Annotated in this window: 18 protein-coding genes; 11 read left to right on the top strand and 7 right to left on the bottom strand. The window is 67.9% G+C overall.

Annotated features, from left to right (window positions below; genetic code table 11):
- Window positions 1-31 precede the first annotated feature (31 nt).
- On the bottom strand, window positions 32-2,317 hold the full coding sequence (locus KZ810_RS02455) for a S9 family peptidase (RefSeq protein WP_219767387.1): 2,286 nt from the start codon (window positions 2,315-2,317) through the stop codon (window positions 32-34).
- A 128-nt stretch (window positions 2,318-2,445) separates the two neighbouring features.
- On the opposite strand from KZ810_RS02455, the gene KZ810_RS02450 reads away from it, so the two are divergent.
- Window positions 2,446-3,360: an NAD(P)/FAD-dependent oxidoreductase gene (locus KZ810_RS02450; protein ID WP_219767386.1), complete on the top strand. Its 915-nt coding sequence runs from the start codon at window positions 2,446-2,448 to the stop codon at window positions 3,358-3,360.
- A gap of 64 nt (window positions 3,361-3,424) precedes the next feature.
- On the opposite strand, the gene rimM is transcribed toward KZ810_RS02450, so the two are convergent.
- The 4 genes from rimM to ffh all read right to left on the bottom strand — a co-directional run bounded on the left by rimM (window position 3,425) and on the right by ffh (window position 6,164).
- On the bottom strand, window positions 3,425-3,961 hold the full coding sequence (gene rimM / locus KZ810_RS02445) for a ribosome maturation factor RimM (protein WP_373369130.1): 537 nt from the start codon (window positions 3,959-3,961) through the stop codon (window positions 3,425-3,427).
- A complete protein-coding gene (locus KZ810_RS17140; protein WP_258044294.1) occupies window positions 3,930-4,064 on the bottom strand; it encodes a hypothetical protein in 135 nt (44 codons plus the stop codon). Before KZ810_RS17140 ends, rimM begins: the two co-directional genes overlap by 32 nt.
- Window positions 4,065-4,166: 102 nt before the next feature.
- Window positions 4,167-4,568: a 30S ribosomal protein S16 gene (gene rpsP / locus KZ810_RS02440; protein WP_219767384.1), complete on the bottom strand. Its 402-nt coding sequence runs from the start codon at window positions 4,566-4,568 to the stop codon at window positions 4,167-4,169.
- Window positions 4,569-4,622: 54 nt separating this feature from the next.
- Window positions 4,623-6,164, bottom strand: a complete 1,542-nt coding sequence (ffh, locus tag KZ810_RS02435) for a signal recognition particle protein (protein WP_219767383.1) — start codon at window positions 6,162-6,164, stop codon at window positions 4,623-4,625.
- 298 nt (window positions 6,165-6,462) lie between these two features.
- On the opposite strand from ffh, the gene KZ810_RS02430 reads away from it, so the two are divergent.
- The 6 genes from KZ810_RS02430 to KZ810_RS02405 all read left to right on the top strand — a co-directional run bounded on the left by KZ810_RS02430 (window position 6,463) and on the right by KZ810_RS02405 (window position 10,944).
- Complete coding sequence (locus tag KZ810_RS02430) at window positions 6,463-6,768, top strand: hypothetical protein (RefSeq protein WP_219767382.1); 306 nt, start codon at window positions 6,463-6,465, stop codon at window positions 6,766-6,768.
- A gap of 105 nt (window positions 6,769-6,873) precedes the next feature.
- Window positions 6,874-7,602 (top strand): tRNA (guanosine(37)-N1)-methyltransferase TrmD, encoded by a 729-nt coding sequence (gene trmD / locus KZ810_RS02425; RefSeq protein ID WP_219767381.1) that lies wholly within the window; start codon window positions 6,874-6,876, stop codon window positions 7,600-7,602.
- A 6-nt stretch (window positions 7,603-7,608) separates the two neighbouring features.
- Complete coding sequence (gene rplS / locus KZ810_RS02420; RefSeq protein WP_219767380.1) at window positions 7,609-7,995, top strand: 50S ribosomal protein L19; 387 nt, start codon at window positions 7,609-7,611, stop codon at window positions 7,993-7,995.
- Window positions 7,996-8,117: 122 nt separating this feature from the next.
- Complete coding sequence (locus KZ810_RS02415) at window positions 8,118-9,311, top strand: MiaB/RimO family radical SAM methylthiotransferase (RefSeq protein ID WP_219767379.1); 1,194 nt, start codon at window positions 8,118-8,120, stop codon at window positions 9,309-9,311.
- Window positions 9,308-10,240, top strand: coding sequence for a signal recognition particle-docking protein FtsY (gene ftsY, locus KZ810_RS02410; protein ID WP_219767378.1), 933 nt, complete (start codon window positions 9,308-9,310; stop codon window positions 10,238-10,240). Before KZ810_RS02415 ends, ftsY begins: the two co-directional genes overlap by 4 nt.
- Window positions 10,237-10,944 carry an inner membrane-spanning protein YciB gene (locus KZ810_RS02405; RefSeq protein ID WP_308461469.1) on the top strand — a complete coding sequence of 236 codons (708 nt, stop codon included), beginning with the start codon at window positions 10,237-10,239 and terminating at the stop codon, window positions 10,942-10,944. The genes ftsY and KZ810_RS02405 overlap by 4 nt, the downstream gene beginning before the upstream one ends.
- Before the next feature lie 58 nt (window positions 10,945-11,002).
- On the opposite strand, the gene KZ810_RS02400 is transcribed toward KZ810_RS02405, so the two are convergent.
- Window positions 11,003-11,614, bottom strand: a complete 612-nt coding sequence (locus KZ810_RS02400) for a superoxide dismutase (RefSeq protein ID WP_219767377.1) — start codon at window positions 11,612-11,614, stop codon at window positions 11,003-11,005.
- Window positions 11,615-11,680: 66 nt separating this feature from the next.
- Window positions 11,681-12,721 carry a phage shock protein operon transcriptional activator gene (gene pspF, locus KZ810_RS02395; RefSeq protein WP_219767376.1) on the bottom strand — a complete coding sequence of 347 codons (1,041 nt, stop codon included), beginning with the start codon at window positions 12,719-12,721 and terminating at the stop codon, window positions 11,681-11,683.
- Window positions 12,722-12,875: 154 nt separating this feature from the next.
- Here pspF and KZ810_RS17135 point away from each other — a divergent pair, with 154 nt between their 5' ends.
- The 4 genes from KZ810_RS17135 to pspC all read left to right on the top strand — a co-directional run bounded on the left by KZ810_RS17135 (window position 12,876) and on the right by pspC (window position 14,452).
- Window positions 12,876-13,004: a hypothetical protein gene (locus tag KZ810_RS17135; RefSeq protein WP_258044293.1), complete on the top strand. Its 129-nt coding sequence runs from the start codon at window positions 12,876-12,878 to the stop codon at window positions 13,002-13,004.
- 80 nt (window positions 13,005-13,084) lie between these two features.
- Window positions 13,085-13,747: a phage shock protein PspA gene (gene pspA / locus KZ810_RS02390; protein WP_219767375.1), complete on the top strand. Its 663-nt coding sequence runs from the start codon at window positions 13,085-13,087 to the stop codon at window positions 13,745-13,747.
- A 1-nt stretch (window position 13,748) separates the two neighbouring features.
- Entirely contained in the window at window positions 13,749-14,072 is a 324-nt protein-coding gene (pspB, locus tag KZ810_RS02385) for an envelope stress response membrane protein PspB (protein WP_219767374.1), read from the top strand.
- Window positions 14,072-14,452, top strand: coding sequence for an envelope stress response membrane protein PspC (gene pspC, locus KZ810_RS02380; RefSeq protein WP_219767373.1), 381 nt, complete (start codon window positions 14,072-14,074; stop codon window positions 14,450-14,452). Before pspB ends, pspC begins: the two co-directional genes overlap by 1 nt.
- Window positions 14,453-14,459 lie beyond the last annotated feature (7 nt).

Raw genomic sequence — 14,459 nt, 5'->3', positions numbered from 1 at the left:
ACCGCGTCGCGCATCCCGCGCCAACCAAGCTTTACTTGGCCGCGCCCTTCCCGCCCGCCGGCTTGTTCTTCACCGTGCGGTCGAGGAAGTTCAGGATCGTCGTCCACAGATGTTCGCTGATGCCGGGGCCACCGACGCGGTGCGTCTGGCCCGGGTACATCATCAATTCGAACGGCGTCGCGGTCTTCTGCAATTCGGCCGCGAGCTTGGTCGAATTGTCAAGGAACACATTGTCGTCCGCCATGCCGTGGATCAGCAGCAGCGGGTCGCGGATCTTCGCCGCGTCCGCGACCGCACCCGATGCGGCATAAGCCTCAGGCACCTGGCGCGGGTCGCCCATGTACCGCTCGGTGTAATGCGTGTCGTACAGCTGCCAGTCGGTCACCGGTGCGCCGGCCACTGCGGCCGCGTACACGCCCGGCGTCTTCTCGAGCATCTTGACCGACATGTAACCGCCGTACGACCAGCCATAGGTCGCGATCTTGCCCGCATCGACGAACGGCAGCGTTTTCAGATAATCCGCCCCCGCCTTCTGGTCCTCGACCTCGACCGTCCCCATCGCGTGATAGATCGTGTCCTCGAACGCCTTGCCGCGGTTGATCGAGCCGCGATTGTCGAGCTGGAAGAAGATCCAGCCCTGGCTGACAAGATATTGCGCCAGCGCGCCGTTCCAGTTGCGCATCACCTGCTGGCTGTGCGGCCCGCCGTAATGCTGGAAGAACACCGGATAGCGGCGGCCCTTGACCAGCTTGGGCGTGATCATCTGCCAGTAGAGCGGCGTCCCGTCCGCGGCCTTCAACGTCCCGAACTCGGTCGGGCGGTGCGCCGCCATGAACGGGGCGTAGGGGTGATCGCCCGCGACGCGGTTCTCGTTGATCCACGCGACGCGCTTCCCGCTCGCATCCGCCAGATAGGTCTGCGCGGGCTGCTGCGGGTTCGAGCGCGTGACGATGAACCGCGTGCCCGATCCGTCCGCGGTCGCCGAATTCCACCAGCCGCGCTCGGTCAGCCGCGTCACCGCGCGGGTTTTCAGGTCGAGCGCGTAGAGCTGCTGCTCGAGCACGTCGTCCTTGTTGGCGAGGAAGTAGACGCGCCCCGCCGCCTCGTCGACCGCGACCAGCCCGGTCACGACCCAGGGCCCGTTCGTCAACTGCTGCCACGCGCCGGCGCGCCACAGCCACAGATGCCCGAACCCGTCGCGCTCCGACCGCCACAGCACGCTGCCGTCGGCCAGCACGCGGTACGCGTCGGTCAGGTTGATCCAGCTCTTCGCGCCCGACTGCTCGGTAAAGATGACGCTCGACTTGCCCGTCGCGGGATCGACGCGCAGCATGTCGAGCCGCGTCTGTGCCCGGTTCTCGCGCTGAACGAGCAGCGCCGAGCCATCGGGGGTCCAGTCGACCCGCGCCAGATAGATGTCGGGATCAGTGCCGAGGTCGACCTTCACCTGCCCCGACCCGTCGGGCTTCATCACGTACAGGTCGACGACCGCGTTGGGCGTCCCCGCCGCGGGATAGCGCTGCTGGTAGATGCTCGTCCCCGACGCCCCGATCGAGGCGCGCGTCGCGACATGGACCGGCGCCTCGTCGAAGCGCTCGACCGCGATGTAGCGCTCGTCGGGCGACCACCAGTAACCGGTGCGGCGGTCCATTTCCTCCTGCGCGACGAACTCGGCCTCGCCCCAGTGAACGGTGCCCGCGCCGCCCTTGGTCACCGCCTTCGCCGCGCCACCCGCGAGCGGCGCAACCTGCAGGTTCTGGTCGCGGACGAACGCGATGTAGCGCCCACGCGGGCTGATCGTCGGGTTGAGCGCACCCTGCGTCCCCTCCAGCTTGCGCGCGCTGCCGTCGCGCCCGGCCAGGAACAGTTCGCCGTCGATCGGCACCAGCAGGCTCTGCCCGTCGGGCGACCAGTCATATTCGAGCACGCCGGTCTTGCCGGTCAGCGAGCGATCGCGCTCGCGCTGCATCTTGGCGGCCTCGGACAATTCGGCACCGCTGCCCAGCTTCTTGCTGTCGACCAGCATCCGCTCCGCGCCCGTCTTCGTATCGAGCGCCCACAGATCGTAGCGCTGCCGCTCGTCCGCGCGGTTGCGCACCGAGGTCAGCAGCGTGCCGTCGGGCGATAGCCGCAGCGACTGCGGCTGCGGTCCGGCGAGGTCGGGGCTGCCGAACACGCGCGCCAGCGTCAGCGTCGACGCGCTCGCCCGAGCCTTGCCGGCGGGCGTCGTGCCCGTACGATCAGCGGCCACCGCGCTGCCCCCGACCGTGCACGCGATCGCCACCGCCGCCACACCCACGCTCCACCATGCCCGCATCTCATCCTCCGCGCCGCGCTGCTGCGGCTTGTCGCGGTCCCGATTAGCGACAGGCTGCGCGATAGGCCACCCGCCGCCATTACGACGTCCACGCGGAACCCTAATCGTTACGCCGTGTTGCCCGCGCGATGACCACCGACGATTGCATCATCATCGGCGGCGGCCCTGCGGGGCTGACCGCTGCGATCTACCTCGCGCGCTATCACTTGCGCGTGCGGCTGTTCGACTGTGGCTCCAGTCGGGCCGCGATGATCCCGTGTACGCGCAACCATGCCGGATACCCGGACGGGATCGCGGGCAAGGAATTGCTCGCGCGGATGCTTGCGCAGGCGGAGAAATACGGCGTCCACCGCGAGGGCAACCGCGTCGAGCGGCTGCGGCTCGACGTCGACGCCCTCGCGCTCGAAACGGCCGACGGGGCTTACCGCGCGCGTGCCGTGCTGCTCGCGACGGGTGTCGTCAACCATCGCCCGCGGCATCTGCTGCCCGAGGTCCACGATCCCGCGCTCGAACGCGGGCTGCTGCGCTATTGCCCGGTGTGCGACGGGTTCGAGGTGACCGACAAGAAGGTCGGCGTGATCGGCACGGGCGAACACGGCACGCGCGAGGCGCTGTTTCTGCGCAGCTACACCCGCGACGTGACGCTCGTCGCCCCCGAGGCGGAACACGCGCTCGACCCCGCCTGCGCCGCGAAGCTGGACGAGGCCGGTATCGCACGTGTCAACGGACCGTGCGGGGATTACGCGATCGAGGGCGACCGCCTCGCCTTCGACACCGCGCGCGGGCGCATGGCGTTCGACAGCGTCTATCCCGCGCTCGGCTCGCGCATCCGCTCGCGCCTCGCGATCGAGGCGGGGGCAAAGGCGACCGATACCGGTTGTCTGGAGGTCGACGACCATCAGCGCACCAGCATTCCCGGCCTGTTTGCCGCGGGTGACGTGGTGAAGGGACTGGATCAGATCAGCCACGCGATGGGCGAGGCAGGCGTCGCGGCGACCACGATCCGCAACATGCTCGATGAGCAGAGGCCGCTCCGGCGCTGAGGCGGCGGGTTTTCGTTCGGGTGATGGACTTCAGAATTTAGGGCACGAGCGCATGCTGACCCGCTCAGTCGACGAACGCGGCCTCGATCACCATTTTCGTGTGGTCCCACTCCGGTACCGCACTCATCGGCACCATGAAGCGCTTACCCGGACGACCATCGACCGGTGGACGTTCGATTTCGATCACGTCACCCGCACCGAAATTTTCGACCGCGACTACGTGGCCAAGCGCGTCGCCATCGGTCGATACGGCGGAAAGGCCGATCAGGTCGGCGTGATAATATTCGCCCTCGGCCAACAGGGGCAGCGCATCGCGCGCCACCGTCAGCACCGTGCCCCGCGTCGCCTCAGCGGCGCCGCGATCGGCGATTTCCTTGAACCGCGCGATGTTGCCGTTGCGCAGCGACATGAGCGTCAGCGCACCGTCGTTGAACGAGCGGTGCGCCTCCAGTTGCTCGGCGAAGACCTTTAGCTTCACCTCGCCGCCGACGCCGTGCGCGCCGGTGATCGCGGCAAGCACGACCTGCCCCGGCGGTACCGCTTGTGCGGTGACCGCCGGCGCGCGGGCGTCACGCGGCGGCCGGGGAGCCGTCGTCGCCACCGGGGGCGTCGTCGGCGCCTTCGGCGGGCTCGGTGGACGATGCCCCCTGGTTCGTGGCGTCTTGGTCGTCATGCTCGTGCGATGGCTGGTTCGGGTCGGTCACGGCCTACTCCTCTCGTGATGAGAGGGGAAACGCGCGATGACCGATCCGGTGCCGGTCCGTACCACGGCCGGCCGAGTTCGCACCCGGCCGGCCATGCCGGGCTCAGGCCTCGGCCGTCTCGGTCTCGGCCGCCGGCTCGCTCGGGGCGTTGGCGGCTTCCTGCGCCGCCTTCAGCTTCTCCGCACGCTCCTCGGCGCGCTCGGTCGCCTTCTCGCCCGGCTTGCCCTTGGTCGGGTTGTTGCGCGCGGCGCGCTCCTTGACGCCTGCCTTGTCGAGGAAGCGGGCGACGCGGTCGGTCGGCTGCGCGCCGACGCCGATCCAGTGCTTCGCACGCTCGGCGTCGAGCACGACGCGCTTCTCGTCGTCCTTGCCCAGCAGCGGGTTGTAGTTGCCGATCTTCTCGATGAACTTGCCGTCACGCGGGCTACGCGCATCGGCGACGACGATGCGGTAGTACGGACGCTTCTTCGAGCCACCACGCGACAGACGAATGCTCAGTGCCATGTTAGTCTTCTTCCTTCTTCGATCGTGACGCCCGCCGCGGCGGGCACGTGAACCTTATTTCTTGAACTTGAACCCGCCGGGCAGACCCGGCAGCCCGCCCGGACCAGCGCCCGGCAACCCCTTGGCACCTGGCAGCCCCGGCATCCCCGCTAGGCTGCCGCCCGGCCCGCCCGCCTTGGACATCATGTCGCCCAGCTCCGCACCGCCGAGCGCGTTACCGAGCCCGCCGAGACCGCCCTTGCCGAGCATCCCGAGCAACCCCTTCATTCCGCCCATCTTCTTGATCTTCTTCATGGCGGTCTGCATCTCGAGGTGCATCTTCAGGAGCTTGTTGACCTCCTGAACATTGGTGCCCGACCCCTTGGCGATGCGGATCTTGCGCTTGGCGTTGATCAGCTCGGGCTTGGCGCGTTCCTTGGCGGTCATCGACGTGATCATCGCGTCCATGCGCAACAGGATCTTCTCGTCGACCGCGCCCGACTGCATCGCCTTCTGCGCGCCCTTCATGCCCGGCAGCATCCCCGCGAGCGCGCCGAGACCACCCATCCGCTGCATCTGACCGAGCTGCGCGCGCAGGTCGTTCATGTCGAACTGACCCTTGGCGAGCCGCGCGGTCATCCGCTCGGCGTCTTCCTGCTGGATCGCCTGGGCGGCGCGTTCCACCAAGCTGACGACGTCGCCCATGCCCAGGATGCGGCCCGCGACGCGGCTCGGCTGGAACGCTTCCAGCGCGTCCATCTTCTCGCCGACGCCCGCGAACTTGATCGGCTTGCCCGTCACCGCCCGCATCGACAGCGCGGCACCACCGCGCGCGTCACCGTCCATGCGGGTCAGCACCACGCCCGTCAGCGGCACCTGTTCGGAGAAGTTCTGCGCGACGTTGACCGCGTCCTGACCGGTGAGCGAGTCGACGACGAGCAGGATCTCGTTCGGCGTCGTGACCTCGGCCACCGCCTTCATCTCGTCCATCAGCGCCTGATCGACGTGCAGACGGCCCGCGGTGTCGAGCATCAGCACGTCGAAGCCCTGCAGCTTCGCCGCCTGAAGCGCGCGCCGGGCGATGTCGACCGGCTGCTGCCCCGCGACGATCGGCAGCGTCGCCACCTCGACCTGCGTACCGAGCGTCGCCAGCTGCTCCTGTGCGTTCGGGCGATTGACGTCCAGCGACGCCATCAGCACCTTCTTCGTCGCACGCCCGGTGATCGAGCCCTTGGACAAACGCCGCGCGATCTTCGCGGTCGTCGTGGTCTTGCCCGAACCCTGCAGGCCGACCATCATCACGACCGCGGGCGGCGCGACGTCGAGCTTCAGCTCGGCGGCCTCCGCGTCGTCGCCGCCCAGCATCTCGACGAGTGCGTCGTTGACGATCTTGACGACCTGCTGCCCGGGGGTGACCGAACGCAGCACGTTCTGCCCGATTGCCGCCTCGGTCGCCTTGTCGACGAACTGACGCGCGACGGGCAGCGCCACGTCGGCCTCGAGCAGCGCGATGCGGACTTCGCGCATCGCCTGGCGCACGTCGGCCTCGGTCAGCGCGCCACGGCCACGCAGCCGGTCGAACACTCCACCAAGACGATCGCTCAGGCTCTCGAACATCCAAATCCCTTCCGTCGATGCCGCTTGCCGACGATCGACCAAATCCGCCTGCCGCCAAACGCAAAAGCGCCGGCGGGCGAAACCTCGCCGGCCAGCGTGCGCCACGAAGGACGCGTTGCTCAAGCGTTCGCCAATCGAACGTGGCGCGCGCCCTAGCCGATCCCGCCCCCACAAGCAAGGTCGCCGTCGCGCGCGGGCGATCACCGCGCGACCGACCACATTGAACATCGACCGGCTTTCATGCTTTATTTTGCGCAAGCCGCCGGTCGAGCGCGGCAGCGTGCGAAGGAGACGATGCGTGGGCCAGCCATCCGACAAGCAGAAACAATTGCACAACGACGTGACCAACGTCGGTTTGCGCGCGCAGGCGACCGCGGTCGGGCTGATCCAGCTGTGCATCGAGCTGCGCAAATCGAACGCGCTCAGCGAAGAAGGCCTCGGCAACGTCAAAAAGGCGATCGCCGACGAACTGCTGATCGGGCCCTATCGCCGTTATTGCTCGCGCGAGCAGCGCCGCGAGATCGAGGCGCGGATCGACCGCATCTTCGCGGGCGAGCAGAAGGTCGGCCCGGCGGAAGAATTGTCCTTCGTCACCGAGCAATGATCGCATCCTGGTTGGACAGGTGCGCGGGGAGACGACCGCGCGGTTGACCGGGCGTGCGTCATCCCCGACTGAGCGGCGATCATTCCGTCGGAAACCCGCCTGCCCGTGCCCTTTCACGCCACCGTCCTGACGCTTTACCCCGATATGTTCCCCGGACCGCTCGGTCACGCGCTGGCCGGGCGCGCGCTCGGCAACGGATTGTGGTCGCTCGACGCGGTCAACATTCGCGACAGCGCGACCGACCGCCACCGCACCGTCGACGATACCCCCGCGGGCGGCGGCGCGGGGATGGTGCTGCGCGCCGATATCGTCGCAAGCGCGCTCGACGCGGTGGCCGATGATCGCCCGGTCCTCGCCATGACACCGCGCGGCAGGCCGCTGACCCAGCAGCGCGTGCGCACGCTCGCCGCCGGGCCCGGCGCGATCATCCTGTGCGGCCGGTTCGAGGGGTTCGACGAACGCCTGTTCGACGCGCGCGCGATCGAGCAGGTGTCGATCGGCGATTACGTATTGTCCGGCGGCGAAATGGGCGCGCTGGTGCTGCTCGACGCTTGCGTCCGGCTCGTTCCGGGCGTAATGGGCGCGGCCTCCAGTGGGGACGAGGAAAGCTTCGAAAGCGGCCTTCTCGAATATCCGCACTACACCCGACCATATGAATGGGAAGGGCGCACGATCCCCGAAGTGCTGCGATCGGGGGATCATGCGAGGATCGCCGCCTGGCGCAAGCTTCGGGCGGAGACCGATACACGGCTACGGCGGCCGGACCTGTGGGAGCGTCACTCCGGCGCTCGGGTCCAACCGCCCTCTGGCGCGCGGCACGATGACGAAGGTTGAACTTTTATGAACCTGATTCAGCAGCTCGAAGCCGAGCAGATCGCCAAGCTCGTCGCGAAGCGCGAGATCCCCGAATTCCGCGCCGGCGACTCGCTGCGCGTCGGCGTGAAGGTGGTCGAGGGCGAGCGTACCCGCGTCCAGAACTACGAGGGCGTGTGCATCGCGCGTTCGAACAAGGGCATGGGCTCGAGCTTCACCGTCCGCAAGATCTCGTTCGGCGAGGGTGTGGAGCGCGTGTTCCCGCTCTACTCGCCCAACATCGAATCGATCACGGTCGTCCGCAAGGGCGCGGTGCGTCGCGCGAAGCTGTACTACCTGCGCGGCCGCACGGGTAAGTCGGCGCGTATCGCCGAGCGTCGCGACACCCGCCCGACGGCAACCGCCGCCGAGTAATCGCACGCTGCCTTTTCCGAGGCAGTGCGAGAGGGCGCGGGTGGTCATGCCATCCGCGCCCTTTTCACGTCCGGCGCGCCGCCGCCGTGGACTTGCCCCCTCCCCGACCCTAGATCGCGCCCATGTCCGTTTCCCCCCAGCCCGTCATCACGCTGGGCTGCCGCCTCAACATCGCCGAGAGCGAGGCGATCCGCCAGCTCGTCCACGCCACAGGCGACGGGCGTGACGTGGCGGTGGTCAACAGTTGCGGCGTCACCAACCAGGCGGTGAAGGACACGCGCGCCGCGATCCGCCGCCTGCGCCGCGAGCGTCCGACCGCCGAGTTGATCGTTACCGGCTGCGCGTCCGACATGGATCGCGTGGCGTTCGCGGCGATGCCCGAGGTCGACCGCGTCGTCGCCAATGCCGCCAAGCTGTTGCCCACCACCTGGGGTCCGCGCGCCAACGCCGCGCCGCCGCGGCGCCACACGCGCGGCTTCGTCGGCGTCCAGAACGGCTGCGACCACGCCTGCACCTTTTGCGCGATCCCGCAGGGACGCGGCAGCAGCCGGTCGGACGCGATCGGCGAGGTCGTCCACCATGTCGCGATGCTGGTCGAGGGCGGGCAGCGCGAGGTGGTGCTGAGCGGCGTCGACCTGACGAGCTACGACGACCGCGGCGCGCGCCTGCCGGTGCTGGTCGAGCGGCTGCTCGCACAGGTGCCCGGGCTCGAACGCCTGCGGCTGTCCTCGCTCGACCCGGCCGAGGTCGACGACCACCTCTTCGCGCTGCTGAGCCAGGAGCCGCGCGTCATGCCGCACGTCCATCTTTCGCTCCAGGCGGGCGACGACCTGATCCTCAAGCGGATGCGCCGCCGCCACACCCGCGGGCAGGCGATCGCACTCGCGCAGGCGCTAAAGGCAGCGCGTCCCGCCATCACGATCGGCGCCGACCTGATCGCGGGCTTCCCGACCGAGAGCGAGGCCGCGCACGCCAACACGCTTGCGATGGTGGCCGACGCCGACATCACGCACGCGCACGTCTTCCCCTATTCCCCGCGCGATCGCACGCCCGCCGCGCGGATGCCGCAGGTCGCGCCCGACATCGCGCGCGCGCGCGCCGCTGCCTTGCGTGCGGCGAACGCGGAGCGCCGCGCCGCTTGGCTCGCCGCGCAGATCGGCACGCGACAGCCCGTCCTCATCGAGCGACCGGGTGACCGCGGCCACACCCCTGCCTTCGCCGAACTGCGCCTGGACACAGCCGGGCCGGTCGGCAGCATCGTCAACGCCCGCGTCACCGCGGCTACCCCCACCCACCTGATCGGGACCCCTGAATGAGCACCAGCTGGCACGACAAGCTGCTCGGCGGTTTTCGCCGCACCTCCGACCGCCTCGTCGGCAACCTCGCGGGGCTGGGCGGCGCGCGGCTCGACGACGATACGCTCGACGAGATCGAGGAAGCGCTGATCGCCTCCGACCTCGGGCCCGAAACCGCGACCCGCGTCCGCGCGCGCCTGTCCGAAGGGACGTTCGAGCGCAACATGGAAGAGCTCGGCATCCGCGTCGTCGTGGCGGAAGAGGTCGAGAAGGTGCTGGCGCAGGTCGCCAAACCGATCGAGATCGAGGCGTTCCCGCGCCCGCAGGTGATCCTCGTCATCGGCGTCAACGGTTCGGGCAAGACGACCACGATCGCGAAGCTCGCGCATTTGTTCATGGAACAGGATTACGCGGTGATGCTCGCGGCGGGCGACACCTTCCGCGCCGCCGCGATCGGGCAGCTGCGCACCTGGGCGGAGCGGATCGGCGTGCCGATCGTGACAGGACCGGAGGGCGGCGATGCCGCCGGCATCGTGTGGGACGCGGTCAAGAAAGCGACCGAGATCGGCACCGACGTGCTGATCGTCGACACCGCCGGGCGGCTGCAGAACAAGCGCGAGCTGATGGACGAACTCGCCAAGATCCGCCGCGTCCTCGGCCGCCTCAACCCGGCCGCGCCGCACGACGTGCTGCTCGTGCTCGACGCGACGACCGGCCAGAACGCGCTCAACCAGATCGAGGTGTTCAAGGAGGTCGCAGGCGTTACCGGGCTTGTCATGACCAAGCTCGACGGCACCGCGCGCGGCGGCGTGCTGGTCGCGGCGGCGGAGCGATATGGTTTGCCGATCCACGCGATCGGCGTCGGCGAACAGATGGACGACCTGCGCCCGTTCAGCGCCAACGAGGTCAGCCGCATCATCGCGGGCGTCGACACGGGGCCGCGCAAGTGAGCGACACCGCCGCGCCTGCCGAGACCAACACCGGCATCAAGCATCTCGTCGACTACGCCCCGCTGGTCGTCTTCTTTCTCGTCAACTTCCTCGTTCCCGCTACCGCGGCGCGCGCGATCGTGTCGCATTTCACCCACGCGCTCGACGGCATGGCGCAGGTCGAGATGCTGCTGATGGCGCGCGTGATCCTGGCGACGGCCGCCTTCGTGATCGCGAGCGCGGCGGCGCTGGTGCTCGCGAAGGTCAAGCTCGGACGCGTTCCGCCGCTGCTGCTGATCTCGGCCGGGCTGGTGCTCGTGTTCGGCGGGCTGACGATGTATTTCCGCGACGCGCGCTTCATCCAAATGAAGCCGACGATCGTCTACGCGCTCCTCTCGGGTGTGCTGCTGGGTGGGCTGGTTACGCACAAGCCACTGCTGCGCGACCTGCTGGGCAGCACTTATCCAGGCCTGAGCGAAGCCGGGTGGCGGCGGCTGACGATCAACTGGATCCTGTTCTTCGCCGCGATGGCGATCGCGAACGAAGCCGTGTGGCGCGGTGCCTACGCACTCTACGGCAAGTCACGCGGATGGGATTTGTGGGCGATCTACAAATTGTGGGTGGTGATCCCGCTGACGCTCGTTTTCGCGATCGCGAACGTGCCGATGCTGCTGCGCCACGGTGCGCAATTGGGTCAGGAACCACCGCTTCCGCCCGAGGGCTGAGCGACACGAAAAAGGGCGCGCCACCCGGCGCGCCCTCCCTGCTATTTCGTCAGGATGTTCAGCCCGCCGCCTGCTCGTACCGGCGCCCGGCCTCGTCCCAGTTCACCACGTCCCACCACGCCTTCAGATAACCCGGCCGGTCGTTCATGTAGGTCAGGTAGTAAGCGTGCTCCCACACATCGTTGCCCAGGATCGGCGTGCCCGGCTCCTTGGCGTCGTCCATCAGCGGGTTGTCCTGGTTCGGCGTCGACGTGACCTTGAGCGCGCCGTCCTTGTCCGCGATCACCCACGCCCAGCCCGAGCCGAACTGGCCCGCGCCCTTGGTGTTGAAATCTTCCTTCAGCTTGTCGAGCCCGCCGTAGGCGTCGATCGCGTCCTTCAGCTTGCCCGACGGCTGCGTCGAACCCTTGGGTGCCATGATCTTCCAGAAGAAGTCGTGGTTCCAATACCCACCGCCGTTGTTGCGGACGAGCGGCGGCTGCTGCGAGATCGAACCGAGGATCTCCTCGATCGACTTGCCTTCCAGCTTTGGGTCGGCGGCGACACCCTCGTTCAGCTTGTTGGTATAGGCGGCGTGATGCTTGTCGTGGTGGAACGTCATCGTCTCCTTCGAGATGACCGGCTCCAGCGCATCATAGTCGTACGGCAGCGGGGGCAGTTCGAACGCCATGGAAATCCTCCTTGATGGGTTTCGCGAGGTGAACGCGACCGCCCGCAAATGGCTCCGGCGAAGTCGTTACGCAACCGCTCCGATCAGGTCGTGCCGGCGCAGCGCGTGGCGCAGCTGATCGTAACTGAGCCCCAGCGCCTCCGCGGTCGCGCGCTGGTTGAAGCGATGCTCGGCGAGCGTGCGCGCGAGCAGCTCGCGCTCGAACCGCGCGACACGCGCCTTGAAGTCGGACGGCCCCTCCTCGCACGCGACCACCGGTGTATCCTCCGCGGGCATGTCGCGCGGTTTCCTCTCCGGCGCCTCGTCGCGCGTCGCGGGTTTCGCGGTTCCGGGGCGATAGGGCGAGTGGAATGGGTCGATCTCGATCGCGTCGATCGGCCCCGCCTCTTCCCAGCGATAGACCGCGCGCTCGACGACGTTGCGCAGCTCGCGGACGTTGCCAGGCCAGCGATAATCCATCAGCGCCTCGGTCGCCTTGGGACCGAACCCGACGAATTCGTCGTGCCCGAGCTCCGACGCCATCCGCCGACCGAAATGCTCGGCAAGCACCGGAATGTCGCTGCGCCGTGCGCGCAAGGGGGGCAGCGTCACGACCTCGAACGACAGCCGGTCGAGCAGGTCGGCGCGGAACGTGCCTGCGTCGACGCGGTCGGGCAAATGCTCGTTGGTGGCCGCGACGATCCGCACGTCGACCGTCATCGCGCGCGACGATCCGATCCGCGTCACCTCGCCGTACTCGACCGCGCGCAGCAATCGCTCCTGCGCACCCATCGACAGCGTACCCAGTTCGTCGAGGAACAACGTCCCCGCGTCCGCTTCCTCGAACCGCCCCGCACGCGCCTTGGTGGCGCCAGTAAAGGCGCCCGCTTCGTGCCCGAACAGCTCGGCCTCGATCAGCGTCTCGGGCAGTGCCGCGCAATTCATCGTTACGAGCGACTGGCTCCAGCGCGGCGAGAGGTGATGCAACCGCTCCGCGACCAGCTCCTTGCCCGTCCCGCGCTCGCCGATCACCAGCACCGGGCGGTCAAGCGCGGCGGCACGGCTCGCGCGTTCCAGCGCGTCGAGAAAGGCACCCGATTGCCCGATGACCTGCGTGGTTCGCCGCATGAACCAATGCTTGGCAAAGTTCGCCAAGTCTTGGCAATCCCCCAATTCTCACAACGGCGGAATGTCGACCTAACTCGCTGTCTTACAAAGATTTTGGCGTTTGGCACGCTCCCTGCAAAGCATGCGACAACAACGCATACAGGGAGTTACACCAATGACCACGATCACCAGCAAGCTCGCCGCCATCGCCTGCACCATCGTCGTCAGCGCGACCATGCTCTTCGGCGCGGTCGGCCCCGCCACCGCAATCGGGCACGGCACCCACATCTCACGCCTAGCTTGACGCGACACCGGCGCCGGGCGGCCGTTTTCGCCCCCGTCGGAAACGAGTAAGAAGCGCGTATCACCAGGAGTCCAATCTACATGGGCATTTTCTCCCGAACCCGCGACATCGTCGCCGCCAACATGGCCGAGCTGCTCGAAAAGGCGGACGACCCGGCGAAGATGATCCGGATGATCATCTCGGAGATGGAGGACACGCTGGTCGAGGTCCGCGCCTCCGCCGCGCGCACCATCGCCGACAGCAAGGAGATGCGCCGCCACATCGAACGCCTCTCCGAACTCGAACATAGCTGGACCGAGAAGGCCGAGCTGGCGCTGAGCAAGGATCGCGAAGATCTGGCGAAGGCCGCGCTGGTCGAACGCCGCAAGGCAGGCGACATGGCGCAGCAACTGCGCGACGAGGTCAGGCTGCTCGACGACACGCTTCGCTCCAGCGAGGAGGACATCGCCAAGCTCCAGTCGAAGCTGCGCGAGGCGCGGACCAAGCAGAACGCGATCGCGACACGGCTGGAAAGCGCCAACACCAAGGCGCGCCTGCGCGAACTCTGGAACGGCCCCAAGACGCACGAGGCGTTCAGCCGCTTCGAGCTTCTGGAACGCCGCGCCGACGAGGCGGAGGGCCGCGCCGAGGCGATGGGGCTGACCCCCAGGACGCTCGAGGACGAATTCAACGAACTGCGCTCGAGCGACAAGATCGACGCCGAGCTCGCCGCGCTCAAGGCGCGCATGAACAAGGACCGCTGACATGGAAGACTTTCTGACACCCGTCTTCGTCTGCGCGATCCTCTTCATCGGGCTGCCGTGGCTGATCTTCCACTACGTCACCAAGTGGAAGACCGCCCCGCGCATCACCGACGAGGACGAGCGGCTGCTCGACGAGATGTACAATCTCGCGCGCCGGCTCGAGGAGCGCGTCAACACGGTCGAGCGGATCGTCGCCGCCGACAATCCCGATTTCCGCCCCGGCCTGGCCGATTACCGCGGCCAGCCCGACTACCGGCTCGAAGGCGGCGACGCCCGCTTCGAGACGACCCGCCAACAGCGTCCCTCGTTCGAACGGAGGAACTGATGTCCGACAGCCGCACCAAATTCTACCTCGATAAGCAGGACGCAAAGTGGAAGGGCGTCTGCGCCGGGGTCGCCGACTATACCGGGATCGAGGTCATCTGGGTCCGCATCGCGATGATCCTCCTGACGCTCGCCGGCGGATTTCCCTGGACGCTGATCGCTTACGCGCTCGTCGCCTGGATGGCGGAAGCGAAGCCCATCAACCTCTACCAGGACCGCGCCGACCAGAAATTCTGGCAGGGCGTGCGCTCGAACCCGACGCGTTCCACCGCCGAGGTCCGCTCGAAATTCCGCGAGCTCGACCGACGCCTGGCCGACATCGAGCTGCACTACACCAGCCGCAACAGCGCGCTCGCCAACGAGATCGACAGCCTGCGCTGAGCGACCG

Source organism: Sphingomonas citricola (assembly GCF_019429535.1).
Taxonomy (GTDB): Bacteria; Pseudomonadota; Alphaproteobacteria; order Sphingomonadales; family Sphingomonadaceae; genus Sphingomonas; species Sphingomonas citricola.
This window is presented reverse-complemented; position numbering and strand designations above follow the sequence as displayed.